The following is a 26,222-nucleotide window of genomic DNA, read 5'->3' as shown; positions in this document are numbered from 1 at the left end:
CAAAATCAAATGTCGTCATGCCGCTGCCCGCGCCGACAGTGCCCTGATCGAAGCTGGTCCCGGCGTTGTCGATGGCGGCCATCGCGTCTGCCTCGGTCACGGCCAGACGCTGAATATCGTTGACCTTGCCGTCATTACACTCCAGCACCAGCGGGTTGACGGTGCTGTCCTGCCGCCCGATCCGGTCGTTCTGCGCAATCGCCCTGCGGATCAGCGCCGAAGCGCATGCGGGCACGCCGAACGTGTTGGTCAGCAGGATCGGAGTCTCGATTTCGCCCAGTTCGGTCAGTTGCACCAGCCCAAGGCTTTTGCCAAATCCGTTCAGCACCGCCGCGCCCGCCGGAACCGGGTTGCGGAACAGATCGCCGCCATGCGGCAGAACCGCCGTCACCCCGGTGCAAATGCCTTCCCCCCGCAGCGAGGCATGGCCGACCAGCACGCCCGCCACATCGCTGATCGCATTGGCCGGGCCCGCGGGCAAACGCCAGTAATCCCTGGCACCGATCGCATCACGCATGTCGTCCTCAGCCCTCGTCCAGCTTGGGGTCAAGCGCATCGCGCAGCCCGTCGCCCAATATGTTGAAACACAAAACGGTCACGAATATGGCCAATCCGGGGAAAAATGTCAGGTGCCATTCACCGGCCAGCATGTAGTCGCGCCCGGTGGCCAGCATCGCGCCCCATTCCGCAACAGAAGGTTCCACGCCAAGACCGATGAAAGACAGGCTGGTCGCGGTCAGGATCGACGTCCCGATACGCATGGTGAAATAGACGATCACAGCACCCAGCACCCCCGGCAGAATATGGCGGAACATGATCACCGCGTCCGAAGCACCCGCCGCGCGCGCGGCCTCGACATAGGTGGATTCCTTCAGCGACAGCGTGCCCGACCGGACGATGCGGGCAAAGGCCGGAACGCTGAATACCGCGACGGCGATGATGACATTGCTCAGCCCCGCGCCAAGGATCGCCACGATCCCGATGGCCAGCAGGATGCCGGGAAAGGCGAACAGCACATCGGCGATGCGCATGATGACCGAATCCAGCCAGCCGCCGTAATAGCCTCCGAACAGCCCGGCAAGAATCCCAAGCGCCGCCCCGATCGAAACCGAGACAAAGCCGATGAACATCGACAGCTTGGCCCCGTTCAGGATGCGGGCAAAGATGTCGCGGCCAAATTCGTCCGTCCCCGCCCAATGGACAGGCGACGGCCCGCCAAGGGTGTTCTGATAGTCGAAATCATCCGGCCCGAAGGGCAATATCCACGGGGCCAGCAGTGCCGCCAGCAGCAGCAGCACCAGAAACAGGCCGGTGACAATAGCCGCCCTGCGGCGTGCGAAACGGCGGCGGAATTCGCTGAAAGGCGACCGGGCGCTGGTTTCGCCACGCGCGGGCCGGGATTCCTGGGCGGCAAAGCTGGTCATGGCGAACCCTATCTATAGCGGATGGCGGGGTTGATAAAGCCGTACAGGATATCAACCGCCAGATTGATCAGCAGGAATTGCAGCGAAAACAGCATGATCTCGGCTTGCACGACCGAATAGTCGCGATAGCTGATCGCGTCGATCAGCAGCGACCCCAGGCCCGGCCAGCGGAACACCTTTTCCACGACGATGGAACCGCCCAGAAGAAAGCCGAATTGCAGCCCGGCCATCGTCACCACCGGGATCAGCGCATTGCGCAGCGCGTGTTTCCAGATCACGATGCGTTCGCGCAGCCCCTTGGCGCGGGCGGTGCGGATATAATCCTCGCGCGCGACATCGATCACGGCGGATCGCGTGAACCGCGCCATCACCGCCGCCACCCCGGATCCAAGCGTGATCGCGGGCAGGATCAGGTCCGACGGTCCGTCAAAGCCGCTGGTTCCCAGCCAGCCCAGATTGACCGAGAAATACTGCATCAGCAGCAGCCCCAACCAGAAATTCGGCATCGAAATCCCCGATACCGCCAGAAACATGCCCAGATGATCGCCAAGGCTGCCGCGCCGCACCGCGGAAACCACCCCGGCGATCAGCCCGAACAGCACCGACCATGCCAGCGCGCAGATTGACAGCCAGAAGGTCGGCATGAAGGCGCGGCCGATCATGTCGGCCACAGGTTCGCCCGTACGCAGCGACACGCCCAGGTTCAGCGTCGCGACATTGCCGAGAAAGTCGAAATACTGTTCGATCAACGGTCGGTCGAGGTTCAGCGAACGGCGGATCGCATCGACCTCTTCCCGGGTTGCCGTCTCACCCGCCAGCAGCCGCGCCGGATCTCCGGGCAGCGCGTGGATGAACAGGAACACAAAGACCGAGATCAGCAGCAGGACCGGCACAAGGGCCAGCAGCCGGCGCAGAAGATAGGTGATCATGATGTCTCTTTCGATTCTGGCCCGGCGGTGGCAACCGCCGGGCCACGATGACCCGCGCCCTATTCGTAGGCGGCGTGCTTGTACTGCATGGTCCCGTCAGGCATCTGGAACACTCCGGTCAGCCCCTTCTTGCGGCCAGCCACCTTGTTTTCGATCCCCAGCCAGATCACCGGACGATCCTCCCAGATTTGTTTCTGCGCGATGGCATAGGCGGCGCGGCGCTTTTCCGGGTCGGCGGTGTTCAGCGCGTCCCTGATCGCGTTGTCCACGATCTCGTTCGAATAGAAGGCGGCGTTATAGATTTTTGGCAGCCAGCCTTCCGTGGCATAAACCGGGCGCAGATGCCAGTCGGCATCCCCGGTCGAGGGCGACCAGCCGCCTGTCACCAGATCGTATTCGGCCTTTTCAGGCACCATGGACGAAAACAGCTTTTCCGACCGGGTCGCCCCCTCCATCGGCACGATGGTTGCGTTCACCTTGATCTGCGCCAGTTGCTGCTTGAGAAACTGCAACTGCCGCACGCCCGAGGAACTGTTGGTTCCCCAGATCGTGACGTCAAAGCCGTTTTCATAACCGGCTTCCTTCATCAGGCGGCGCGCCTCTTCGACATCGGTTGTCAGCGGCTCTTGCGCCTCGTGAAAGCTGGTATCCGGGGCAATGGGCGAGTCCGGCACAATGCCCCGGCCCGCCAGCACGATCCCCAGATAGGCCTGCTGATCCACGGCAAGGTTAAAGGCCTGGCGGACGCGGATATCCTTGAAATGATCCTTGAGCATGTTCATCGACGCCGTCGAAACCGAGATTCCCGGCATCTCGGTCACTTCGTAGCCATCATTCGACGCAACCCGGTCTGCCAGCTCCGGCGGCAGGATGTGAACGAACTGAACCTCGTCCGACAGCAGCATCGACACCCGTGTCGCGCTTTCGGTAACGGGATAGAAGGTCACGCTGTCCACCCTGGGCCAGTCGGCATCCCAGTAATCGCCGAATTTCTCAAGGACCAGTCGTTCGCCCGGTATCCATTCCTTGAACTTGAAGGGGCCGGTTCCGACCGGGTGCTTTTCCACATCCTTGCCCATCTCGGCCAGCGCCTTGGGGCTGTGGATGACGACTGACGGATGAGCGACCGTGTTGATCATCGCACCGAAAGGCTCCTTCAGATGCAGGATGACGGTCATGTCATCGGGTGCCTCGACCGATTCGACGACCTTGAACAGGCTGTTCTTGGCAAGGTTCTGGGACTGGTCGGCCAGACGGTCGAAATTCGCCTTGACGGCGGCGGCGTTGAAATCGGTGCCGTCATGGAACTTGACCCCCTCGCGCAGCTTGAAGGTGAAGGTTCTGGCATCCTCACTGCCTTCCCAGCTTGTCGCAAGCTGCGGCTCCAGCTTCATGTTTTCGTCAAATCCGATCAGCCTTTCCAGCACGCCATTCACGGCCGAGTAATCGACGTTGTAATTGGTGTTATGCGGATCCATGCGCTGAAAGATCTGGTTCATGGCGATGGCAAGATCGTCGGCGACGGCGGGCATCGCCAGCGCGGTACCGGTCATCAGTGCCGCGCCGAACGCGGCATGTTTCAGGAAAGTCATCGGGAATACCTCTCTGTGATTGTGACGTTTCTGGTTATGTTCAGGCAGCCGACCAGCCGACCCCGTCATGGTCGGCCGCAACGAAATGGCCGTGGTTCACCTCGATCAGATTCAGCAGGGCGGGCGGCTGGCCAACGGGGCGGACAGGGCTGGGAACCTCGCCCGAGATCAGCGGACGGTCGCGATGGCGCATCGCCGGATCCGGGATCGGGGCCGCCGCCATCAGGCGCCGCGTGTAGGCATGGCGCGGATCCTCGAATATCGCGCGGCGCGGGCCGGTTTCGACGATCTGCCCCAGATACATCACCGCAACCCGGTGACTGATCCGTTCGACAACCGCCATGTCGTGGCTGATGAACAGATAGGCCAGCCCAAAGCGATCCTGCAAATCCATCAGCAGGTTGACGACCTGCGCCTGAACCGAGACATCCAGCGCCGACACCGCCTCATCCGCGATAATCAGCCGCGGCTCGGTCGCCAATGCGCGGGCGATGGCGATACGCTGACGCTGCCCGCCGGAAAACGCATGCGGATAGCGATGCGCGTGATCCGCGCTCAGCCCGACCTGTTCCAGCAGCCAGACCGCGCGGTCAAAGGCGTTCTTGCGGTTGTCCAGCCTGTGCAGCAGGATCGGCTCGGCAATGGAATATCCGACGGTCAGGCGCGGGTTCAGCGACGCATAGGGATCCTGAAACACGAATTGCACCTGACGCCGCAGCTTTTGCAGATCCGGCCCGGATAGCCGCGTCAGATCCTCCTGGTTGAATTGCAACCGGTCAGAGCTGGCCTCGACCAGCTTCAGGACAGACCGCCCCGTCGTGGATTTTCCACAGCCGGATTCGCCGACCAGACCCAGAGTCTCGCCCGGCCAGATGTCCAGATCCAGATGCTCGACCGCGTGAACCCGCCTTGTGACACGCCCCAGAAGGCCGCCGGAGATGTCGAACCGTGTGGTCAGCCCGCGCACCGACAGCAGCGGCGGCTGCGTGTAATCGACAGGCTGCGCCACCGTCGCCGGCACGGCCTGCCGGTCCTGACCCGGAATGTCAAAGGGCGCGGGGGTCTCGGTTCCGGCCATGGCACCCAGCCGGGGCACAGCGTTCAGCAGTGCGCGGGTATAGGGATGGCGCGGTGTGGCAAAGACCGTCGCGACATCCCCCTCTTCGACCTTTTCGCCGCGATACATGACGATCACCCGGTCCGCGATTTCGGCCACCACGCCCATGTCATGCGTGATGAACAGGACGGCCATGCCCTCGTGTTCCTGCAAATCGCGGATCAGACGCAGCATCTGCGCCTGAATGGTCACATCCAGCGCGGTTGTCGGTTCGTCGGCGATCAGCAGTTGCGGGCGGCAGGACAGGGCCATCGCGATCATCACCCGCTGGCGCATACCGCCCGACAACTGGTGCGGATGCCGCCTCATCACCTGCGCAGCATCGGGAATGCGGACCTTTTCCAGCATTTCCAGCGCAATCGCGACCGCCTCTGCGCGGCTTTTGTTCTGGTGGGTGATCACGGCCTCGACGATCTGGTCGCCGATGGTGAACACCGGATTGAGCGAGGTCATCGGTTCCTGAAAGATCATCGCGATATCATTGCCGCGCAGATCGCGCGCGGCCTCGTCATCCAGCGCGGCAATGTCGATCCGGGTACCGTCGCGCCGCGCGAACCCGATCCTGCCGCCCGCGATCCGTCCTCCGCCGAATTCGACCAGCCGCATGACCGACAGCGCGCTGACCGATTTGCCCGAACCGGATTCCCCGACGATTGCTACCGTCTCGCCCCGACCGACATGAAGATCCAATCCGCGCACGGCCTCAAGCATTCCCGCGCCCTGCCCAAAGGCGACACTCAGTCCCTCGATTTGCAGCAGATTGTCAGCGTCCATGCCCCCTCCCGTGCTCAACGCAGCGCCGGACAGAAACCTGTCGCAGCGTATACGGGCATTCTGGCGGTCAGTTCGCCCCCAAGGCCAAGGCCATTTTCACATGGGTTATGCAAAATTTGCATAATTCTGCGCTTGTGAGGGCACAGCCACCATGCTGTCATCGGCTTATGGACATCAAGTGGCTGGAAGATTTCCTGACTCTGGCACAGACGCGGAACTTTTCGCAGGCCTCTCAGGAACGCAACGTATCGCAACCGGCCTTCAGCCGGCGAATCCGCGCGCTGGAAAGCTGGCTTGGCGTATCCCTGTTCGACCGCCACAGCTATCCGGTGGTGCTGACCGAAGAGGGTCGCACCTTCCGCGACACGGCTGAAACCGTTCTGGCGACGCTTTATTCTGACCGGGCGCAGTTTCAGGAACATCTGACGCGCGGCCGGCCCGATCTGCGCATCGCCGCAGCCACCACGCTGAACCTGCATTTCGTGCCGGCCTGGCTGCGCCAGCTTGAACCTCTGACAGGGCATCTGACCACGCATCTGTTAACCCGCAACTTTCATGACATGGCACAGAATCTTGCGGATGGGGAAATCGATCTGGTGCTGCAATACAGCCATGCCAAGGTACCGTTCCTGTTCGAATTGTCGCGCTTTCAGACCCGCATCCTGGCGCATGAGGACATGGTTCTGGTCTCGACTGCAGATGCCGGGGGACGACCGCTGCATGACCCGTCGCGCCCTCTGCCCGGAGGACAGGACGTGCTGCCCTATGTCGGCTATTCGGGCGACGGATATTTCGCCGAGGTCGAAAAGCTGTTCTTCGCGAATTTCCTGCGCGACGGGGTGATCGTGCGCAGGCTTGGCGAAAGCCCCACATCCGAGGTGCTTAAGCGGATGGCCCTGGTCTATGGCGCAACGACGCTGCTGCCCGAAAGTTGCGCGCGCGATGCTCTGGACAGTGGGGCGATGGTGATTGTCGGCGATCAGGACTGGCGCATGCAGCTTGAAGTACGGCTATACCGCGCCCGCGATTCCCGTCGCACCGGCGTCCGCAAGATCTGGGCCGCACTTGAAGCCACCGCCGAAACCGAACCGCGTCAACAGGAAACCACAGGATGAAAATCTTCATTTCAGTCGATATTGAGGGCGTCGCGGGGGTTTGCGAACCCGTTCAGGGCCAGCGCGGCAACCCGGAATACGAGACCGCCAGACGCCTGATGACAGAAGAGGCGAACGCCGCCATCGTCGGCGCTTTTGACGGCGGTGCCACCGAAGTGACCGTCGCCGATTCACATGGGGCGATGCGCAATATCATTGCCGGGCAATTGGATCCCCGCGCCAGCCTGATATCGGGGAAACCGCGCCCGCTGTCGATGATCGAGGGATTGCGCCAGGATCATGACGGCGTGGTCCTGATCGGCTATCACGCCGCTGCGGGGGAACGCGGGGTATTGGCGCACACCATCAGCGGGCTGGCCTTTTCGCGGATCCGCATGAATGGCCAAATCGTCGGGGAACCGACACTGTTCGCCGGTCATGCGGCGGAAATCGGCGTGCCGCTGCTGGCGGCAAGCGGCGATGACCGGTTGTGCGACGAAATCGCACGGCAATTTCCCTCGGCGGTTGCGATCTGCACCAAGTCAGCCATCGGTGCGCATGCAAGCAAAAGCCTGTCTCCACAAAGCGCCCGCGATCTGATCGGCCTGCAGGTCCGTTCGGCCGTGGCGCAGGCGTCTGGCCGCAAACCCGAAGCGCCATGCCATCCCCCGCTTGAGGTCGAGGTCGGGCTGACAAGGCAGGTCTTTGCAGATGCCGCCAGCCTGTTACCCTTTGTCACGCGGCTTGACGGAAACTCGGTCAGCTTTCAGGCGCAAAACCATGCCGAGGTCATCGGAACCCTGTCAGTGCTGGCACTGGCATCGCTGGCCCTGGCCTGAGGCCCGGCACCTATTTGCCGGGGCCCCGGCTGGATTGCCGGATGGACAGGCTGACCGGCGTGCGGGTTTCCGTGGGCGGCACCTCGCCTTCCTCAAGCCATTTCACCACGGTTCCGGCGGCCATGACGCCGATATGGGCGATGTCGCAGCGCACCGAGGTCAGCGCCGGATAGCTTTGGGCGGCATCCTCGATATCGTCAAATCCGACGATCAGGAAATCGGAACCGATCCTGCGACCGATCTCGTTGAAACCCGACAGCATGCCAAGCGCGACCAGATCGTTGAAGCACATGGCGGCATCGACATGCGGATGGTCACGCGTCAGGATCGCCGCCGCATCGCGTCCGAACCTGCGGCTGGTCTGGCCGGTCAGGACGGTGGGCGCGATGCCCGCCTCGGCCAGCGCGCGCAAATAGCCGCCCTTGCGTTCCTCGGTGACGCCAAGCCCCTCCAGCCCGCCGACAAAGGCCGGATAACGCGCGCCCTGGGCGATCAGGTGGCGCGCGGCCTCAAGGCTGCCGCCGATGTAATCGGGCGCGGTAAAAGGAAACAGATCCAGCCGGTCATCGGCGCGGCGCAGCATCTGCATCGCCGGTATCCCCGCCCGCGCGATCATGTCGAAGGCGCCGTTTCCGGCACCGGGGGCAGGACAGATGATCACCGCTGAAACGCCGTGTTCGATCATCGATCCGACCACCTGTTCCTGCAAGCGCGGGCTTTCGTCGGTATTGGCGATAAAGGTCGAATAGCCGCGCTCGGCCAGGGCCATCTGCAACGAGGTCGCAAATTCGGTAAAGAACGGGTTGCGCAGGTCGCTGATCACAAGCCCGATCAACCCGGCATTCGCCATCCGCATATTCGCGGCGGCGCGGTTATAGACATAGCCGATCTCGGCCATCACCTTCTGGACTTTCCGGCGTGTCCGGTCCCGCACCGAGGGGCTGTTTTGCAGCACAAGGCTGACCGTCGATTTCGACACGCCCGCCTTGCGCGCAACGTCGATAATGGTCGGTCGGCGTGTCGTCGTCATCTTCCGTCAATCCAGCCGGGCACCACTTTCGGCGCAAAGCTACGATCAGGGACGCACCTTATACCCGTTGCCCTGTCCATCTACGCCATACCATCCGGTTTGAAAATCGCTGCCGTGGGTAAGTTGATCATTATTCAGCCCATGCCGTTATCAGCCTTGATCATGTCGGACGCCTTTTCGCCAATCATGATCGCCGCTGCGTTGGTGTTCGAGGAAATGACTGTCGGCATGATCGAGTTATCGACCACGCGCAGCCCCTGAATCCCGTTGAAGCGCAGGCGCAAATCCACGACTGCCCCGGCATCCACACCCATCCGGCACGTGCCCGCGCAATGATGCGAGGTCTTGGAATGGGTGCAGATAAAGTTGAAATAATCCTTATCCGTGCGGGTATCGGGTCCGGGCAGACGCTCGGCCAGGATAAAGGGCTTCAGCGCAGGCTGCGACAGGATCGCTTGGGTCAGCTTCAAACCCCGGATCGACATTTCGCGGTCCATCGGGTCTTGCAGGTAATTCGGGTCGATCAGCGGCGCATCGGCCGGATCGGCGCTTTGCAGGCGCACTGTCCCGCGCGAACGCGGTCGCAAATAGCAGGAATTCAGCGTCACCCCCCCCTTGGGCATCGCCGCCACGCCATGTTCGATCCCGGTTCCCAGACCCAGATGCAACTGGATGTCGGGCGAACGCGCATCGGGGTCCACATACCAGAATCCCCCCGTCTCGAACAGCGAGGACGCCACCGGCCCCTTGCGCGACAGCAGATATTGCAGCCCGGCCAGCGCCGCCCAATGCGGTTTGGCGTAACGGTCGTAACTATAGGGGCCGGACAATTCGCTGATGCAATACAGGTCCAGATGATCCTGCAAATTCTCGCCGATCTGCGGCTGATCCTGGATCACCGCGATCCCCAGCGCGGACAGATGGTCCGCGGGCCCGATCCCCGACAGTTGCAGCAGCCGGGGCGATCCGATCGCCCCCGAGGACAGGATCACCTCGCGATCCGCGCTCAGGCGGGTGCCATCGGTCAGCTCGACCCCCGTTGCCCGCCCGCTTTCCACGATCAGCCGCCGCACCTGCGCGCCCAGCCTGACCGTCAGGTTCCTGCGGTGCCGGTTCGGAGCCAGATAGGCCATCGCCGCCGAGGACCGCCGCACATTGCGCTGCGTCAACTGGTAATAGGCCGCGCCATCCTGCCTTTCGCCGTTGACATCCATGTTGCGCGGAATGCCCAGTTGCGCGGCGGCCTCGAAAAAGGCTTCGCAGATGGGAAGGGGCGCGGATGGTTCGCTGACGCCAAGCGGCCCCCCCTTGCCGTGATAGGCGTTGTCATAGGTCTGATTATCCTCGGCCTTGCGAAAATAGGGCAGCACATCGTCATAGCCCCAGCCCTCGCAGCCCATCTGCCGCCAGTCGTCATAATCCTGCGCATTACCGCGCGTATAGATCTGGGCGTTGATGGCCGAGCCGCCGCCGATCACCTTGGCCTGAGTATAGCGGAACACCTTGTCCTGCATGTGGCGCTGCGGAACCGTGTCCCAGCCCCAGCTTCCGATGCCCTTGGTCATCTTCGCGAAACCGGCGGGCAGGTGATAGAACGGATGCCGGTCGCTGCCGCCCGCCTCCAGCAGCAGGACGTTCACATCGGCGCTTTCCGACAACCTGGCCGCAAGGACCGAGCCGGCCGAGCCGCCTCCGATGATGATGAAATCGTAACCCTTGGACATGGGATGCTCCTTTGATCACGCGGCGGTTTCGCGGATATGGTCCGCCGCCCGCAGGGCCAGCGCCGCGATGGTCAGCGCCGGGTTCACCGCCGCCGAGGTCGGCAGGACCGAGGCGTCGGTGATGAACAGGTTCGGGTGATCGTGACTGCGGCAGAAGGTATCGACAACACTGCTTGCCGGGTCGCTGCCCATCCGCGCCGTGCCGCATTGATGCGAGGGCGTGCGCCGGTCGAAGGGCCGCGACAGCACGACCGGATAGCCCGCCTTGCGCAGCAGCGCCTTCAGCCTTTGCACCAGCAGCAGATGCGCGTCCCAGTTCGACCGCTTCCAGTCCAGCACGATCTGATCGCCCTTCAGGCTGACACGGCTTTCGGGATTGGGCAAGTCTTCGGACATGGCATAAAGATCGACCGAGCGCGCGGCGACCCAATTCGCGACCGGCCCCGGCAGACCGGACGATGCCGCAAGGATCGGCCCCGAAATCTTGCCAAGCAACTGGATATTCCCCAAGGGCTCGCCCCCAGGCCCGCCGGTCAGATAAAAATCGTTCACCATCAGGGTTTTCTGATAGATGGACGGGTTCTTGCGGAAGGGATGCAGGGCCAGCACCGCCGAGCAATTGTGATTCATGAAATTGCGCCCGACCTGATCGGACCGGTTGGCCAACCCCGTCGGGTTCGCCTCATCCGCCGAAGCCAGCAGCAGCGCCGCGCTTTGCACCGCCCCTGCGGCAAGAATGACGGTTCCGGCGGACAGCGTGCCGCCATCTGCCAGCGTGACGCCGGTGATGCGACCACCGTCCCCGGCGATCAGCCGGGTGACGCGCGCACCCGTCCGCAGGGTCACATTCGGATGCTGCAACGCGCGGGCCAGCCCCCCCGATTCCGCGTCCTTCTTGCCGCCAGTGGTATCGGGAAAGGCGTCCCATGGCGTTTTCGCGCGGCTCAGCCATCGATCCAGATCCACCCCCAGGGGCAGCGATGAAGGCCGCAGCCCGACCGATGCCAGTCGGCTGCGCAGATCGGCTATGGGCGGTTCGTCCGGCAGCGGGCCAAAGGGATAATCGGCGGAATGCGCCGGTTCGGTCGGATCCTGCCCCGCCGTACCGCGCACCTGATACAGTGCCTCGGCCCGGCTGTACCACGGTTCGATCTCGTCATAGGTGATCGGCCAGCCCGGCGTCGTGCCGCCAAGATGGGCCAGCGGGCGGAAATCCTGTTCCCGGTAACGGATCAACACCGCCCCGAAGAATTTCGAATTCCCGCCAACATAGTAGTAATTGCCCGGATTGAACGGCTTTCCCTCGCCATCCAGCCAGCTTTCTCCGGGGCGGAAATACCCGTCACGAAAGATCGCCTGTGGATCGCGCGCCTGAGGGCAGTCAGACAGATGTTCGCCGCGTTCCAGAATCAGGATGCGGCGACCCGTATCGGCAAGGGCGGCGGCAACCGTCGCCCCGCCCATGCCAGACCCGATGATGATGACATCTGCGTCCATCAGCCGCCAATCCGTTCTTCCGTCTTGGGATCAAAGACCACGGCCTTGTCCATGTTGACGGTAAATTCGAACATCTGCCGCGGATGGGCATCCGCATCGGCCCGCATCCGCGCCACGCAATCCTTGCCCGACAGCACCGTGGTCACAAAGGTGTCCGAACCGGCAGGTTCCGTGACCGAGACCTGATTGGCCAGGGTTTGCAGGTTCTGCGCCCGGCGATCCGCGCCTTCGGCATCGGTGATCGCCTCGGGGCGGATGCCGAGGATGACCTGCTGCCCGACATGGCGGCGCAGCCCCGCCCCGTCGCGCGACAGGCGCAGATGCACCGGCTGGCCTGCGTGATCGCGCAGTTCCGCAGCCAGCGCACCATCCTGTTCGACCAGCCGCGCCTCAAGCAGGTTCATCGACGGGCTGCCCATGAAGCTGGCTACGAACATATTGGCGGGGTTGTCATAGATCTCTTTGGGCGTGCCAAGCTGCTGGACATAGCCCTTGTTCATCACAGCGATGCGGGTGGACAGCGTCAGCGCCTCGATCTGGTCATGGGTGACATAGACGATGGTGGTGCCAAGGTTCTGGTGCAGCTTCTTGATCTCGGTCCGCATGTCCACGCGCAGTTTCGCGTCAAGGTTCGACAGCGGTTCGTCGAACAGGAACACGTCGGGATCACGCACCAGAGCCCGGCCCATCGCCACGCGCTGCCGCTGACCGCCCGACAACTGGCCGGGCTTGCGGTCAAGCAGATGGTCGATCTGCAACAGCTTCGACACATCGGCCAGCTTGGCATCGCGTTCGAGCTTGGGCGTGCCGTGCATTTCCAGCCCGAAGGTGATGTTCTGCCCGACCGTCATGTTCGGATACAGCGCATAGCTTTGAAAGACCATGGCGATATTGCGCTTGGACGGATGAACGTCATTGACCACCCGCTTCTTGATCGAGATCGTACCGCCGGTGATATTCTCAAGCCCGGCGATCATGTTCAGCAACGTGGACTTGCCGCATCCCGAAGGCCCGACAAGGACCAGAAACTCGCCCTCTTGCACGTCAATATCGACGCGATGCAGAACCTCGACATTGCCATAGGACTTGGTGACGTTTTCGATATTCAGAAAGCTCATGGGCTTACCCTTTCACAGATCCGGCCATCAGTCCGCGCACGAAGTAACGTCCCGCGACGATGTAAACCAGCAAGGTAGGCAGCGCGGCCAGAATGGCGCCGGCGAAATGGACGTTGTATTCCTTGACCCCGGTCGATGACTGGACAAGGTTGTTGAGGGCGACGGTCATCGGCTGGGCGTCAAGCCCGGCAAAGGACACGCCGAACAGGAAATCGTTCCAGATATTCGTGAACTGCCAGATGATGCAGACCACCGCGATCGGACCCGAGACGGGCAGCATGATCCGCCAGAAGATGCGAAAGAACCCTGCGCCGTCGATCATCGCCGACCGGACCAGTTCGGTCGGGAAGGCGGCGTAATAGTTGCGGAAATACAGCGTCGCGAAGCCGATCCCATAAACCACATGCACAAGGATCAGCCCCGGCAGAGACCCCGCCAGCCCCATCATCCCCAGCAGCCGCGCCATCGGGATCAGCACGATCTGGAACGGGATAAAGCAGGAAAACAGCATCAGGCCAAAGATGATCGTGTCGCAGCGAAAGCGCCATTTCGTCAGGATATAGCCGTTCAGCGCCCCCAGCACGGTCGAGATCGCAACGGCGGGTACCACCATCAGGATCGAGTTCAGGAAATAGGGCTTCAGCCCCGTCGCCTCGACCCCGATCTGGGCGGTGGACCAGGCGGAATGCCACGGCTCGAATGTGGGCGATTGCGGCAGCGCCATCATGTTGCCCGAGGTGATTTCAGACAGCGGCTTGATGCTGTTGATCACCATGATGAAGAACGGCAGCAGATAGAACAGCGAAAAGAAAATCAGGACCACATAGATCATGACCCGCGAAATACGGCCCGTCCTGACGGCCGTGTCCTGTGTTGCGGCAGCCATCAGTTTCTCTCCTTCAGTTCGGAATAGATATAGGGCACCATGACCGAGGCCACGCCCATCAGCATGATCACGGCACTGGCCGCGCCCACGCCCATCTGGTTGCGGGTGAAGGTATAGGAATACATGAATGTCGCGGGCAGTTCGGTCGCCCGGCCCGGCCCGCCGCCCGTCAGTGCGATCACCAGGTCATAGGATTTGATCGCCAGATGCGCCAGGATCACAAAGGCCGACATGAAGGCCGGGCGCAGCAGCGGAATGACGATGCGGCGATAGAGGTTCCAGTTCGAGGCACCGTCGATCTGCGCGGCCTTCAGCATCTCGTTGTCGATCCCGCGCAGACCCGCCAGGAACATCGCCATCACAAAGCCCGACGATTGCCAGACCGCCGCGATCACCAGCGTATAGATCGCCATGTTGCGATCCTTGATCCAGCCGAATTTGAAGCTTTCCCAACCCCACAGATGCATCGTGTGTTCCAGACCGATGCCGGGATCAAGAAACCATTTCCAGGCCGTCCCGGTCACGATGAAGGACAGCGCCATCGGATACAGATAGATCGGGCGCAGCATCCCCTCGCCGCGGATTTTCTGATCCAGAAAAATCGCCAGCGTCAGCCCGATGACCATGCTGATGACGATGTAAAGGCTGGCGAAAATCGCCAGGTTCACCAGCGCGGTGGACCAGGCCGACAGCCCGAACAACCGGGCGTAATTCTCGAACCCGACCAGATCATAGCTTGGCAGCATCTTGCTGCCGGTAAAGGACAGATAGATCGTATAGGCGATAAACCCATAGACGAACACGACCATCGCCGCGATGGATGGCGACAGGACGATCCGGGGCAGCCAGTCCTGCAGCTTCGTGCGCAGATCCGGGCCATCCGAACTGTGTGTCATAGCCATGGAAACCTCCCTTTTCAGGTACAAGCGACCCCCCTGCCCGAATGGCAGAGCGCAGTCTGTTCAGAGGTGCCGGTAAGGGACAAAGCCGCGATTTGCGGCGGCTTTGCCCAAGGCAGGCGCTATTGGGCGGATTCGACCGCGTTCACCAGTTCCTCGGCAGCGGTGGCGCTGTCATATTCACCGTTGAAATGCGCCGTCACCACGTCATAGATCGCGTTCTTGACGGCGGCCGGGTTGGCGTGGCCATGCGCCATCGACCCCAGCAGCGTGCCAGCCTGCGCGGCCTCGGCCAGTTGCGCCATGCCCTTCTTGCCGCAGGCATCGAACGCCTCGTCCGGCACATCGGTGCGCGCCGGAACCGAGCCCTTGACCACGTTGAATGCCGACTGGAATGCGGGCGATTCAATGGCCTTGGCCATCGCTGCCTGCGCCTCTTTGGCCCCGGCATCCTTTTGCGCGAACATCACGAACTGGTCGCTGTTGAAGGTCACTGTGCCGTCGGTTCCCGGCACGCGGAAGCACAGGAAATCGGTGTCCGGCACCTTGCCCGCGTTCAGGAATTCGCCCTTGGCCCAGTCGCCCATGATCTGAAACGCCGCTTCGCCATTGATCACCATGGCCGAGGCAAGGTTCCAGTCGCGGCCAGAGAAATTGTCATCCACAAAGCCGCGCAGCACGGTCATCTTGTCGAATGCCTGCACCATCTGGTCAGATCCCAAAGCCTCGGGGTCCAGGTCGATGAAAGCCTTCTTGTAGAACTCTGGCCCGCCGGTGGCCAGAACCGCGCTGTCGAACATGGTCGCGTCCTGCCAGGGCTGGCCACCATGCGCCAGCGCGACCTTGCCCGAATCCTTGACCTTCTGCATGGCGGCAACGAATTCGTCCCAAGTGGTCGGCTGCGCGATGCCCAGCTCGTCCAGCAGGGCCTTGTTCGCCCAGACCCAGTTGGTCGAATGCACGTTCACCGGCGCAGCAATCCAGACCCCGTCGGGTTTCGAGAATTTTTGCAGCGCCTCGGGGATGACGGCATCCCAGTTCTCGGCGGTGGCGACCTCGTTCAGGTCGGCCAGCAGGGCGGGCTGCGCGGCCCAGTCCAGAATGTCAAAGCCCAGCATCTGAACGGCGGTCGGCGGGTTGCCTGCGGTGACACGGGCGCGCAGAGCGGTCATTGCCGCCTCGCCGCCGCCGCCGGCAACCGGCATGTCCTTCCAGCCGATGCCCTGCGTTTGCAGATCGTCCTTCAGCACGTTCAGCGCCTTGGCCTCGCCGCCGGCGGTCCACCAGTGCAGAACTTCGACATCCTCGGCCTGCGCGGCCATGCTGGTCGTTGCCAGCAGCGCGGCGACCAGCACCGCTTTCCCCCTGTAGTTACCAAGCATCGACTTCTCCTCCTGAGTTGGTCGTTAGGGTTTCGTTCTTGTCGTTCCTTCCGGCGTCAACCTTCCCTGACCCATGGCGCGCGGCTGCGGCCGACGCGCATGACAAGGGATTTGACCTCCAGAAACTCGTCAAAACCATAGCTGCCGATCTCGCGCCCCTGGCCGGATTGCTTCATCCCGCCAAAGGTGATTTCGGGAAAACCGTCCATCCATGTGTTCGTCCAGACCGTTCCGGCCTGCACGCTGCGGGAAAATTCCAGACAGGTATGGATATTCTCGCTCCAGATGCCGGCCGACAGGCCATAGCTGGCATCATTGGCCAATGCGATGGCCTCGTCCAGCGTGCGGAAGGTCAGCACCGACAGGACCGGGCCGAACACCTCTTCGCGGGCGATGGCCATGTCGGGCGTGACGTCGCTGATCACGGTCGGCTGATAGAACTGTTCGCCAAGGCCCGGCACCGTCAAGCTGCCGCCGCCAAGGCAGATGCTGGCCCCCGCCGCCACCGCATCGCGGACATAGCCGTCGATCTTGTCGCGATGCTGCGGCGTCACGATAGCCCCGACCTGCGTATCGGGATGCAGCGGATTGCCAAAGGCCACCTTGCGCGACAAGGCCACCACGCGCGCCACGAAATCATCGGCAATATCCTGATGCACGATGATCCGGCTGGATGAATTGCAGCACTGGCCCACGTTGAAATAGATGCCGAAGGCCACGGCATCGGCCGCGCTGTCCAGATCGGCATCGGGCATGATCACCTGCGGGTTCTTGCCGCCAGTTCCAGCGCCACCATTTTCAGCGTGTCGCCCGCGCTTTTGGTGATCGCCTTGCCCACGGCGGTCGAGCCGGTAAAGCTGACCATATCCACATCTGCATGCGTGGACATCAGGCTGCCGACCGGATCGCCGAAACCCAGCACGATATTGCAGACCCCGGCGGGCAGACCCGCCTGAACCAGAAAATCGGCCAGCATCGCGGTGGTCGAGGGCGTCACTTCGGACGGCTTGACCACGCAGGTGCAGCCGGCGGCCAGCGCGAAGGGCAATTTCTGGCTGAGGATCCAGAAGGGAAAGTTCCACGGCGTGATGATCGACACGACCCCGATCGGTTCCTTCAGCACCACGCCCAGCATGTCGGGGCCAAGCGTGTTGTGGCTGTCACCATGCGATACCCGCGCCAGCGATGCGGCATAGCGCCACAGATCCGCCGCCCCCCCGCATTCGCCGCGCGCCTGCGAAATCGGCTTGCCGCTTTCCAGCGTCTCGATGACCGCCAGCTTTTCGGCATTCGCCTCGATCAGATCGGCCACGCGGTTCAGAACGGCGGCGCGATCCTTGCCCGAAAGACGGCTCCAGCGGCCATCGTCAAAGGCCGTGCGGGCGGCACGGATCGCGGCCTCGGTTTCCGGCATGCCGCCAAGGGCCGACTGGCTGACCAGAACCCCGTGCGAGGGCGAAACGCGGTCCGATTTCCGCCCGTCTGCGCTGTCCAGAGGGCGCCCGTCGATGAAATGGCGGGCCTGATAGGGCGCATCCGGCATCCCGACGGTCTGATCGCTGATGATATGCAGGTCTTTCATCGCCTTAACGTCCCGAAAATTCTGGTTTGCGCTTGTCACGGAAGGCCTGAACGCCTTCGGCCCGGTCATCCGTGGCGGCAATGGCGGCGGCCCCCAAAGCCTCGACCATGGCGTCCCGATCCTCGTTCCGGGCGGCGTGGATCATGGATTTGGCGATCTCGACCGCGCGCGGTGACAGCGTCACGGCGCGGTCAAGCAGCGCCATGGCCGCCGCGCGCGGATCGTCATCCACCGCCGCGACAAAGCCGCAGGCCAGCGCGCGGTCGGCCTTGATGCGATGCCCGAACAGTGCCATCTCCTTGACCATCGGTTCCGGCATGAGCCGCATCAGCCGCTGCGTACCCGACCAGCCCGGCACGATGCCCACACCCGCCTCGGGCAGGGCCAGCGTCGCCTTGGGCGCCATCACCCGGATGTCGCAGGCGGTCGCCAGCTCCAGCCCGCCGCCAAAGGCATGCCCGTTCAGCACCGCTACGGTCGGCTTGGACAGCCGCGCCAGCCGGTCGAAAATCCGGTGCCCGTCGCGCACCCAGTACCGGGAAAATTCGGCCGGGCTCAGATCACCCCAGCCGTTGATGTCGGCCCCGGTGCAAAAGGCACGGTCGCCCTCGGCGGTCAGCAGCACGGCGGCGACAGCGCTGTCCCGCTCGATCCGGTCCAGATGCGCGCCCAGATGATCCAGCATTTCGACCGTGAAGGCGTTCATCTTGGCGGGGTTGTCCAGCCGCAATTCGGCAATGCGGCCCTCGATTGTCAGATGAACCGCGCTCATTCGCCCCACCCCATCGGCGCATCCGCCAGCAGCGACAGCGGCAGCACCAGCGCGTCATCGGCCACGCGCACCCGCCCGCCCGAAGCCTGAACGATGTCGCGCTGCGGGTCGATGCCGGGCATGATCTCGGTCGCGATCAGGCCCTGATCGTCCAGCCGGATTACGCAGCGTTCGGTGATATACAGCACCTCTTGCCCGCGTTCCCGCGCCCGTTTGCCCGAAAAGGTCACATGTTCGACCGCCTCGACCATCTTGACGAACTTGCCCGGAGCCGTGACCCGGATACCGTCATCGGTCAGGTCGATCTGCGCGCCGGCCTCGAACCAGCCAAGGAACACGATCTTTCCCGCGCCCGAAGTGATGTCCACGAACCCGCCACAGCCCGCCGTCAGATAGGGCTTTTTACCCAGCTTCGAGACGTTGACATTGCCGTCCACGTCAACCTCAAGGAAGGACAGGAACGACACGTCGAACCCGCCGCCCTGAAAATAGATGAATTGCTGGGGCGAGGGCACAAAGGCATCCGCGTTCGAGGCGCAGCCAAAGGCAAAACCGGTCAGCGGCATGCCCCCCACGGCGCCCTGTTCGATGGCCCATGTCACCGCCTCGGGGTAGCCTTCCTCCAGCAGGATGCGCGGCACCACGGCGCTGATGCCGAAACCCAGATTGGCGGTCATGCCGGGACGCAGTTCCTGCGCGGCGCGGCGGGCGATGATCTTTTCGACGCCATGCTGTGCGCGGGTAAAGCTGTCCCAGGGGCGCATGATCTGGCCCGAGATCGCGGGATCATAGGGCGTTTCGCAGGTCTGTTTCTGATCGGGGTCGATAACCACCAGATCGACCAGATGCCCCGGCACCCGCACGTCATGAGGCCGCAACGACCCGCGCTTGGTCACGCGGCTGACCTGCGCGATCACCAGCCCGCCATGGTTGCGCACGCAGATCGCCTGCTCCAGTGCGCCCAGATAGGCCCCCTCGTGTTCATAGGTCAGGTTGCCGAACTCATCCGCTGTCGTGGCCCGGATGATGGCGACATTCGGAACGATGTTCGGAAAATGCAGCCAAGTGCCGCCGTCAAATTCCACACGCCGCACGATGGGCGTTTCCGCGCCCCTGTCATTCATCGCACAGCCCTCGCGCTGCGGATCGACGAAGGTATCCAGCCCCACGCGGGTCAGCACGCCGGGACGGTTCGCCGCTGCCTCGCGGTTCATGTCGAACATGATCCCCGAGGGCACGTTATAGGCCGCCACCCGGTTTTCGACGATCATCTGCCAGATCTGCGGCATCGGCTTGGACGACGGCCCCGAGGGATAAGAGCCGCCAAGAATCCGCGACAACAGCCCGTCTTTCGCGATGTGATCGACGCCCTTGACGCCATACATGTCCCCCGCCGCGATCGGATGCAGCGTCGTCAGGTCGCGGGGATGGCCCTCGGCATCGAAACGCTCGCCCAGGGCTTTCAGCACCAGATCGGGGCAGCCTAGGGCCGATGACGACGACACCGTCACGATGGCGTGGTCGGGGATGCGCGCCACCGCTTCGGCGGCGCTGACGGTTTTGGTCATTCGATATCTCCGTAGTCGACCGTCTGGCGTTGTCCGGTCAGGGCAGCCTTGCGAACGGCATGGGCGACGGCCAGCGATTTGACCCCGTCGCCCCCCGTAGCCGCCGGCTGCCCGTTCCCCGCGACGGCGGCCACAAAGCGCCCGACGCCATATTCATACAGGTTATGCGCGTCAAACGGCACGGCCTCGCGCCCCGAACCCGTTACCAGTTCGATCTCGCCCACCGGTTCCTGCGTCATCACCCCGCGCGCAAGAATCGAGCCGTCGGTGCCATGCACCTCAAGCCCCGTACCCGCGAAGGGATGGGTAAAGCTTTCATGGCTCATGACCATCGCGCCCGAGGGCATGGTCCAGACCGACATCGCCGAATCCTCGACCCCCTGCCCCATTCCCGATGCGCCGGTCTGCGCGACCACATCCTGCGGATCCTCGGCCAGCAGGAAACGCGCGACATCGGCATCATGGACGGTAATGTCGGGGATCACGCCGCCCCCGGCCCCGGCGTCATTGATGCGCCAGCCTTGCAGGCTTGCCGGCAGGTGCACGGCATGAAAGATGCGCAGCGACAGCACCCGCCCGATCCGCCCCGAGGCGATCAGGTCGCGGATGGCCCTATGGCTGGCCGAGCAACGCAGATGATGATTCGTCGCCAGCACCACCCCGGCATCCCGTGCGGCCCGCACCATCCCCGCCGCCTCGTCCAGCGACATGGCCAGCGGCTTTTCGCACAGCACATGCTTGCCCGCCGCAATCGCCGCCAAAGCCTGCGCGGCATGCTTTTCGTTGGTGGAAGAGATGTAAACGGCGGTCACTTCGGGATCGGCCAACGCCTCGGCCAGATTGGCGGTCGCGCCGGGAATGCCATGCCCGGCCGCAAATTCCGCAGCCCGCGCGGCCGAATTGCTGACCACCCGCACAATCTTGCCCGATTGCGCGCGAATGGCCCCGATCATGTATTGGCTGGCAATCGTACTGGCGCCGACAAGTACCCAGTTCACGTCCACCTCCTCCTGATTTGGAACGTTCCACAACGTACTGGAACGTTCCATACGCTGTCAACAGCCTTCTGCGTTTTCATCGCGGGGTCAATCCGTATTCCGCACCGAACTGTCCAAAGGATAGATCGCGCCGGTCAGCCATGCCGGCCAGTCACGTTCGAAAAACGCCTTGGCCGTTTCGTCAAAGCCGCGATTCGCGCGGGTGCGGATCGTCATGACGCCATTCACCATCCGCAACACGATCTGTTCCTGCCGGTCACGGGCCTGTTCCTTGCGGAAGCGGTAATCCTCCAGCGGTCCGTGCCGCGAAACGGGCAGCCCCTCGCCCTGCGGATCGCGGATCGCGCGCGCGCCGCGACTGCCGCCGCCCTGCCGGACATAGTGGTCCAGCGCGGCCAGCACCGCCTGAGAGGCCAGCGCCATCTGTTGCCATTGCAAGGCGCGCGCCGCCTCTTTTGCCCGACCAAAGGCAATGCCCCGCGCCCGGATCGTCGCATTCAGAGCCTGCGCGCCGCGCAGGGCCCCGGCTACATCGGCGGGCTGACACAAAATCCCGGCACTGCCGCTCATCCGGGCCTGAACCTCGTCGCGAACCGCGTTCATCTGCACCGGGCTGTCAGGGCGCAGCACCGCCTCGATCCCGGCAACCGCCTCGGCCAGCGCAGCCATCGGGGCATCGATGTCGGGCATGGCACCGCGCGCCGCGATATGTTCGGCGACCCGCGTGCCAAAGACCTGCCCGGCATTCAGCGCCGCCCCGCCAGGCCGCGTCACCCCATGCGTCCCCGCAGCTTCGCCCACGGCATAAATGCCGGGAATGTTGCTGCGACCCCAGGTATCTACCGCGATTCCGCCGTTCATATGCTGGTTGTTCACCGCAAATTCCAGCGGATCAGAGGCGATGTCCATCTTGTAGCGGCGGTAAAGCTCGATCGACAGGGGGTTCATGTGCCGTAGCCGGTCGATGGGCATGTCCTGCCCGGCCCCCGCCGTTTGCAGATATGCGCCGACATCCGCATCCAGCCGGTCCATACTGAAAGGCAGATCGCCCGGCACGGGCAGTGGGTTGCGGTTGAAATCCATAAAGACCCGCCGCCCCGCCTGACTTTCGCGATATATCGCCAGATCGACAAGACTTGACCCGAAATCCAGCATCCGCGTCGCATGGAACGGCCATTGATAGCCCTTGCGGAACAGGTTCGACGCCATTTCCTGCGTCGTCCGGTAATAATCGGCCAGAAAATGATGCTCGGCCCCGTCGGCATCAATCGAATAGACATGCGGAATCGCCTGCACATAGGTGCCCGACAGGTTCCACGGAAACCCCTCGCGCCGCGTGCCTATGCCAAACTGGCTTTCGGTCAGGTTGACCAGTTCCAGCCCCGCCACAAGCGCAAGGCCAAGCGAGCCGAAACAACCCTTGGGAAAGACGCTGTCGCGATACAACTCTCCGGGACCGCCTGCTGCCAGGACCAGTGAGGCGCAGTGAAAGAACACCAGCCCCAGCGGATTCCCCTCGCCCTGATCCTTTGTCCGGATCGCCAGCAGACCCACGACACGGCGCGTATCCCCCTGCCCTTCGGTCAGGATGCGCACAGCCGTGGTGTGGTTGTAGAACGCAATCCCCAGCCCGATCGCCTCTTGCGCCAGAACCCTGACCATCAGCCGCGAGGTACGCGGTCCGCAGCTTGTCGCCCGGCCAACCTCGTCATGGTCGGTCTGATAGCGCAGCGTCCCGCCAAGCGGATCCTGCGGCAGGGGCAGGCCCAGAAACTGCAACGATGCCATCGCGCGGGTGGATCCGACGGCCTCGACATAGGCCGTATCCTCGTCCATCGCGCCCCCCGCCCGGATCGCACGCGCCATCGCCTTGTAATCATCGCCCCGATCCGCGCTGTTCGCCGTGTGCAGGGTCTGCTTGTCAGACCCCGAACAGGCCGAGGTTCCGCCCCAGGCGCTTTGACTGATGATCACCACATCGCTGCCCCTGCGCCCAAGCTCGACCGCGGCGCGCAGCCCCGCCGCACCGCTGCCGACCACCAGACAGCCGGCGCGACAGACAGGCACCCGATGCCCGCCGATATCGATATGCGCGGCAAACCCCGGTTCGGGCCGCAGACGCGGCATCGCAACATCGGTCAGGGCGTCAAGGATATGCTGGGGAATGGTGGTTTGCATGGCGGCGGTCCAAAGTAGGTCAGGGTCAGGGGTTATCGCACCAGAGATGCGGGAAGGGTCGTCAATTGCGGAATCAGCACCAGCAGCGCGACAACGATCAGCATGGTGCCGAAAATCCGCGCCATCTCGGCGAATGCCTCGTGCATGCCGATCCGGGCAATGGCCGAGGCGATCAGCAGGCACAGCCCATAAGGCGGCGTGACAAGGCCAAGCGACAGGCTGACACAGGCAACGATGCCATATTGCACCAGATCGATTCCCGCCGCCGCGACGGCAGGCGCGAACAGCGGTCCGATGACGATGATCACTACCAGCGCGTCAAGAAACAGCCCCAGAACCAGACAGACCAGCGCGACCCCGGCCAGCAGGATAACCGGCGAACGGACATCTGCCATGACCCCGGCAATCGTCTGCGGCACACCGTAATAGGTCAGCAGCCACGCGAACAACCCGGCCGAACCAAGGCAGAACAGCGACAGCGACATCAGCTTTGCGCTTTCCACAAGCTGCGACCAGAATGCACCCACCGAAAGCTGACGATAGACGAAAAAGCCGATGATCAGGGCGTAAAGCACCGCAAAGATCGAGGCTTCGGTCGGGGTAGCCAGGCCGAACATGATACTGCCGATCAGGATCAGCGGCAGTATCATCCCCGGCGCGGCGGACAGAAACGCGGTCCGGCGTCTGGCGCGCGACGCCTTGGCGCTGGTGGCCGACACATCGTGGCGACGGCACCAGATCACGATATAGGCGGCCTGCGAGGCTGCGATCAGGATACCCGGAATGATCCCTGCGGCGAAAAGCCGTGCGACCGAAGTATTCGTCACCGCCCCCCAGACGACCAGCGTGATACTTGGCGGGATGATGGTGCCCAGAACCGACGACGCGGCGGTGATCGCCACGGAAAACGGCGCGGGAAAACCCTTGGATCGCATCGCCGGGATCAGGACCGACCCGACCCCGGCGGTATCGGCGGTCGATGACCCCGACACACCCGCAAACAGCATGCTGACCAGCACATTCACATGCGCGATGCCACCGCGGATATGTCCCACCCGCGTATCGGCATAGCGGATCAGCCGCTCGGTCACGCCCGAGGCGTTCATCAGGTTTCCGGCCAGCAGAAAGAACGGCACCGCCAGCAGCACGAAACTGTCCAGCGAGTTATAGATTCGCTGCGCCAGCATGATCTCGGCCAGACGCGGCTCCATGACGATGGGCGGGATGGTTGCCAGAATCAGGCAAAAGGCGATGGGCACCCCCAGAAGGACCGTAACGCCGAAAATGGCGAACATCAGCAGCACCGGTTCCATGGCCTAGCCCCCGGTCTTGCGCGTGGCGGCAAGCAGGTAAATCCGGAAGGCCGCGCCCAGCAGGATCAGGACTCCGCCAACAAACAGCGCCAAATAGACCCAGACAGCGGGCAACCCCGACACTTGCGATACACGCGTCATGCCGCGTTGGGAAAACGGGATGGCGGACCAGACCAGATACCCCCCCGCGATCAGCGTACCCAGAAGCCCGATACAGTCATAAAGACGGCCCAGACGGTTTTCCAGAACCGCCAGCCGGAAATGCGTCCCCTCGAAGGCCGCCCAGCCTGCGCCCAGCATCACCACCCAGACCAGCAGCCCGCGCGCGATTTCCTCTGTCCACAGCAGCGAGGGCAGAAAGGTGAGATAGCGCGAGGATGACTGATAAAGCACCAGCACCGCCAGAACCAGCAGCAGCAGCGCGCAAAGCGCGCCGATAGAGGTTCTGATGGTGCGGATCATCGAATGCGAACCGTTATCCGGCATCTGTCAGGATCACTCGGCCCGGATTTTCTCGACCATGGCGGTCAGCCCCAGATCGTCGATGACCGCCGCAGCCGCCGGGGCCACCTTGGCCACGATGGCCTGTTTGTCCACCTCGATCAGCGTCATGCCATGCTTGTCGGCCAGTTCCTGACGGCTTTCGGCATCCAGCCTGTGCTCAAGCTGTTGCTGGAAATCCGCCGCTTCGCGGGCGGCTTGCAGGACGGCGTCCTGTTGTTCAGGGGTAAACCCCTCGAAACGCATCCTGGAAAACACCAGCGGTCGCGTGACGATTTCATGTTCGGTCAGGACATAATGGCTGGCCTGTTCATAGAATTTCATGCGCAGCACCCATTCGGGTTCGTTTTCCAGCGCATCCAGAACGTTAAGCTGCAAGGCATTGTAGATTTCGTTATAGGCCACCACGGTCGGGTTCGCGCCGATGGCCTTCCACGATTCGACCAGCAGCGGGCTGGCATGCAGACGCATCTTCATCCCGCCCAGATCGGTGGGATCGGGAACATCTGGCCTGGCCACCAGATTGCGAACCGAGCCGCCGAAATATCCGACGACCATCACATCGCTTCTTGCGGCGGTCATGTCGGCAAGTTCCTTGCCGATGTCGCCATCGATGACGGTTTGCCAATGATCAAAGTCCCTAAACAGGAACGGGACGGACATGACCTGAATTTCCGGAACAAATTCGGCGATGATGCTGGGAACGGCGGGAAAGATGTCGATCTGGCCGTTCGCCACCTGCTCGAACAGTTCGGAATTGCTGCCAAGCTGGCCATCGGGAAAAATCTTGACCGTCATGTCGCCACCGGTCAGTTCGGACAGCCGTTCACCAAAACGCTGAAGGCCCTGCCCCTGCGCGGTTTCCAGCGGACCGACCAGCGCGGCAATCAGTTCTTCCGCGCTGGCCGGTGTTACGACCGCGCCCCGGGCCATGGCCGCAGCCGCGAAAAATCTGTCCAGTTTCATACATCCCCTCCCATAACGTGACCGCCGCGACGCACAGCA

The 26,222-nt window shown here is 63.0% G+C and carries 21 protein-coding genes and 1 pseudogene; 2 read left to right on the top strand and 20 right to left on the bottom strand.

Annotated features, from left to right (window positions below):
• The 5 genes from ACK5L9_RS11185 to ACK5L9_RS11165 form a co-directional block, all read right to left on the bottom strand.
• Positions 1-517: P1 family peptidase (locus tag ACK5L9_RS11185; protein ID WP_416911544.1), on the bottom strand; the 517-nt coding region annotated here is incomplete at its 3' end.
• Between the two features lie 7 nt (positions 518-524).
• Positions 525-1,424 carry an ABC transporter permease subunit gene (locus tag ACK5L9_RS11180; protein WP_416911543.1) on the bottom strand — a complete coding sequence of 300 codons (900 nt, stop codon included), beginning with the start codon at positions 1,422-1,424 and terminating at the stop codon, positions 525-527.
• An 8-nt stretch (positions 1,425-1,432) separates the two neighbouring features.
• Positions 1,433-2,353, bottom strand: a complete 921-nt coding sequence (locus ACK5L9_RS11175; RefSeq protein WP_416911542.1) for an ABC transporter permease subunit — start codon at positions 2,351-2,353, stop codon at positions 1,433-1,435.
• 59 nt (positions 2,354-2,412) lie between these two features.
• On the bottom strand, positions 2,413-3,945 hold the full coding sequence (locus ACK5L9_RS11170) for a glutathione ABC transporter substrate-binding protein (RefSeq protein ID WP_416911541.1): 1,533 nt from the start codon (positions 3,943-3,945) through the stop codon (positions 2,413-2,415).
• Positions 3,946-3,985: 40 nt separating this feature from the next.
• Positions 3,986-5,836 (bottom strand): dipeptide ABC transporter ATP-binding protein, encoded by a 1,851-nt coding sequence (locus ACK5L9_RS11165; protein ID WP_416911540.1) that lies wholly within the window; start codon positions 5,834-5,836, stop codon positions 3,986-3,988.
• A gap of 167 nt (positions 5,837-6,003) precedes the next feature.
• On the opposite strand from ACK5L9_RS11165, the gene ACK5L9_RS11160 reads away from it, so the two are divergent.
• Both ACK5L9_RS11160 and ACK5L9_RS11155 read left to right on the top strand, forming a co-directional pair.
• Positions 6,004-6,951 carry a LysR family transcriptional regulator gene (locus tag ACK5L9_RS11160; RefSeq protein ID WP_416911539.1) on the top strand — a complete coding sequence of 316 codons (948 nt, stop codon included), beginning with the start codon at positions 6,004-6,006 and terminating at the stop codon, positions 6,949-6,951.
• Complete coding sequence (locus ACK5L9_RS11155) at positions 6,948-7,769, top strand: M55 family metallopeptidase (RefSeq protein WP_416911538.1); 822 nt, start codon at positions 6,948-6,950, stop codon at positions 7,767-7,769. The genes ACK5L9_RS11160 and ACK5L9_RS11155 overlap by 4 nt, the downstream gene beginning before the upstream one ends.
• Before the next feature lie 10 nt (positions 7,770-7,779).
• Here ACK5L9_RS11155 and ACK5L9_RS11150 read toward each other — a convergent pair whose 3' ends face one another.
• The 15 genes and pseudogenes from ACK5L9_RS11150 to ACK5L9_RS11080 all read right to left on the bottom strand — a co-directional run bounded on the left by ACK5L9_RS11150 (position 7,780) and on the right by ACK5L9_RS11080 (position 26,183).
• On the bottom strand, positions 7,780-8,799 hold the full coding sequence (locus tag ACK5L9_RS11150) for a LacI family DNA-binding transcriptional regulator (RefSeq protein ID WP_416911537.1): 1,020 nt from the start codon (positions 8,797-8,799) through the stop codon (positions 7,780-7,782).
• Positions 8,800-8,933: 134 nt separating this feature from the next.
• The gene (locus ACK5L9_RS11145) at positions 8,934-10,523 is read right to left on the bottom strand and encodes a GMC family oxidoreductase (protein ID WP_416911536.1); all 1,590 of its coding nucleotides are present in this window, start codon (positions 10,521-10,523) and stop codon (positions 8,934-8,936) included.
• Between the two features lie 15 nt (positions 10,524-10,538).
• Positions 10,539-12,020: a GMC family oxidoreductase gene (locus ACK5L9_RS11140; RefSeq protein WP_416911535.1), complete on the bottom strand. Its 1,482-nt coding sequence runs from the start codon at positions 12,018-12,020 to the stop codon at positions 10,539-10,541.
• Positions 12,020-13,138, bottom strand: coding sequence for an ABC transporter ATP-binding protein (locus ACK5L9_RS11135; protein WP_416911534.1), 1,119 nt, complete (start codon positions 13,136-13,138; stop codon positions 12,020-12,022). Before ACK5L9_RS11135 ends, ACK5L9_RS11140 begins: the two co-directional genes overlap by 1 nt.
• Before the next feature lie 4 nt (positions 13,139-13,142).
• A complete protein-coding gene (locus ACK5L9_RS11130; RefSeq protein WP_416911533.1) occupies positions 13,143-14,024 on the bottom strand; it encodes a carbohydrate ABC transporter permease in 882 nt (293 codons plus the stop codon).
• Positions 14,024-14,926: a carbohydrate ABC transporter permease gene (locus ACK5L9_RS11125; RefSeq protein ID WP_416911532.1), complete on the bottom strand. Its 903-nt coding sequence runs from the start codon at positions 14,924-14,926 to the stop codon at positions 14,024-14,026. Before ACK5L9_RS11125 ends, ACK5L9_RS11130 begins: the two co-directional genes overlap by 1 nt.
• Positions 14,927-15,045: 119 nt before the next feature.
• The gene (locus ACK5L9_RS11120) at positions 15,046-16,305 is read right to left on the bottom strand and encodes an ABC transporter substrate-binding protein (RefSeq protein WP_416911531.1); all 1,260 of its coding nucleotides are present in this window, start codon (positions 16,303-16,305) and stop codon (positions 15,046-15,048) included.
• A gap of 56 nt (positions 16,306-16,361) precedes the next feature.
• Positions 16,362-17,848, bottom strand: a pseudogene (locus ACK5L9_RS11115) (aldehyde dehydrogenase family protein).
• Positions 17,849-17,891: 43 nt separating this feature from the next.
• Positions 17,892-18,659 carry an enoyl-CoA hydratase/isomerase family protein gene (locus tag ACK5L9_RS11110; RefSeq protein WP_416911530.1) on the bottom strand — a complete coding sequence of 256 codons (768 nt, stop codon included), beginning with the start codon at positions 18,657-18,659 and terminating at the stop codon, positions 17,892-17,894.
• The gene (locus tag ACK5L9_RS11105; RefSeq protein WP_416911529.1) at positions 18,656-20,227 is read right to left on the bottom strand and encodes an acyl CoA:acetate/3-ketoacid CoA transferase; all 1,572 of its coding nucleotides are present in this window, start codon (positions 20,225-20,227) and stop codon (positions 18,656-18,658) included. The genes ACK5L9_RS11110 and ACK5L9_RS11105 overlap by 4 nt, the downstream gene beginning before the upstream one ends.
• Positions 20,224-21,225 carry a Gfo/Idh/MocA family protein gene (locus ACK5L9_RS11100; RefSeq protein WP_416911528.1) on the bottom strand — a complete coding sequence of 334 codons (1,002 nt, stop codon included), beginning with the start codon at positions 21,223-21,225 and terminating at the stop codon, positions 20,224-20,226. Before ACK5L9_RS11100 ends, ACK5L9_RS11105 begins: the two co-directional genes overlap by 4 nt.
• Before the next feature lie 87 nt (positions 21,226-21,312).
• Positions 21,313-23,403 carry an FAD-binding protein gene (locus ACK5L9_RS11095; protein ID WP_416911527.1) on the bottom strand — a complete coding sequence of 697 codons (2,091 nt, stop codon included), beginning with the start codon at positions 23,401-23,403 and terminating at the stop codon, positions 21,313-21,315.
• Between the two features lie 32 nt (positions 23,404-23,435).
• The gene (locus ACK5L9_RS11090; protein ID WP_416911526.1) at positions 23,436-24,716 is read right to left on the bottom strand and encodes a TRAP transporter large permease; all 1,281 of its coding nucleotides are present in this window, start codon (positions 24,714-24,716) and stop codon (positions 23,436-23,438) included.
• Positions 24,717-24,719: 3 nt separating this feature from the next.
• Positions 24,720-25,178 (bottom strand): TRAP transporter small permease, encoded by a 459-nt coding sequence (locus tag ACK5L9_RS11085; RefSeq protein ID WP_416911525.1) that lies wholly within the window; start codon positions 25,176-25,178, stop codon positions 24,720-24,722.
• A 33-nt stretch (positions 25,179-25,211) separates the two neighbouring features.
• A complete protein-coding gene (locus ACK5L9_RS11080; protein WP_416911524.1) occupies positions 25,212-26,183 on the bottom strand; it encodes a TRAP transporter substrate-binding protein in 972 nt (323 codons plus the stop codon).
• Between the last annotated feature and the right edge of the window lie 39 nt (positions 26,184-26,222).

The sequence above is a fragment of the Paracoccus sp. (in: a-proteobacteria) genome, from assembly GCF_047973135.1.
In the GTDB taxonomy this organism is placed as follows: Bacteria; Pseudomonadota; Alphaproteobacteria; order Rhodobacterales; family Rhodobacteraceae; genus Paracoccus.
The sequence above is the reverse complement of the archived record's forward strand: the minus strand, read 5'-3'. Positions and strand labels throughout refer to the sequence as shown.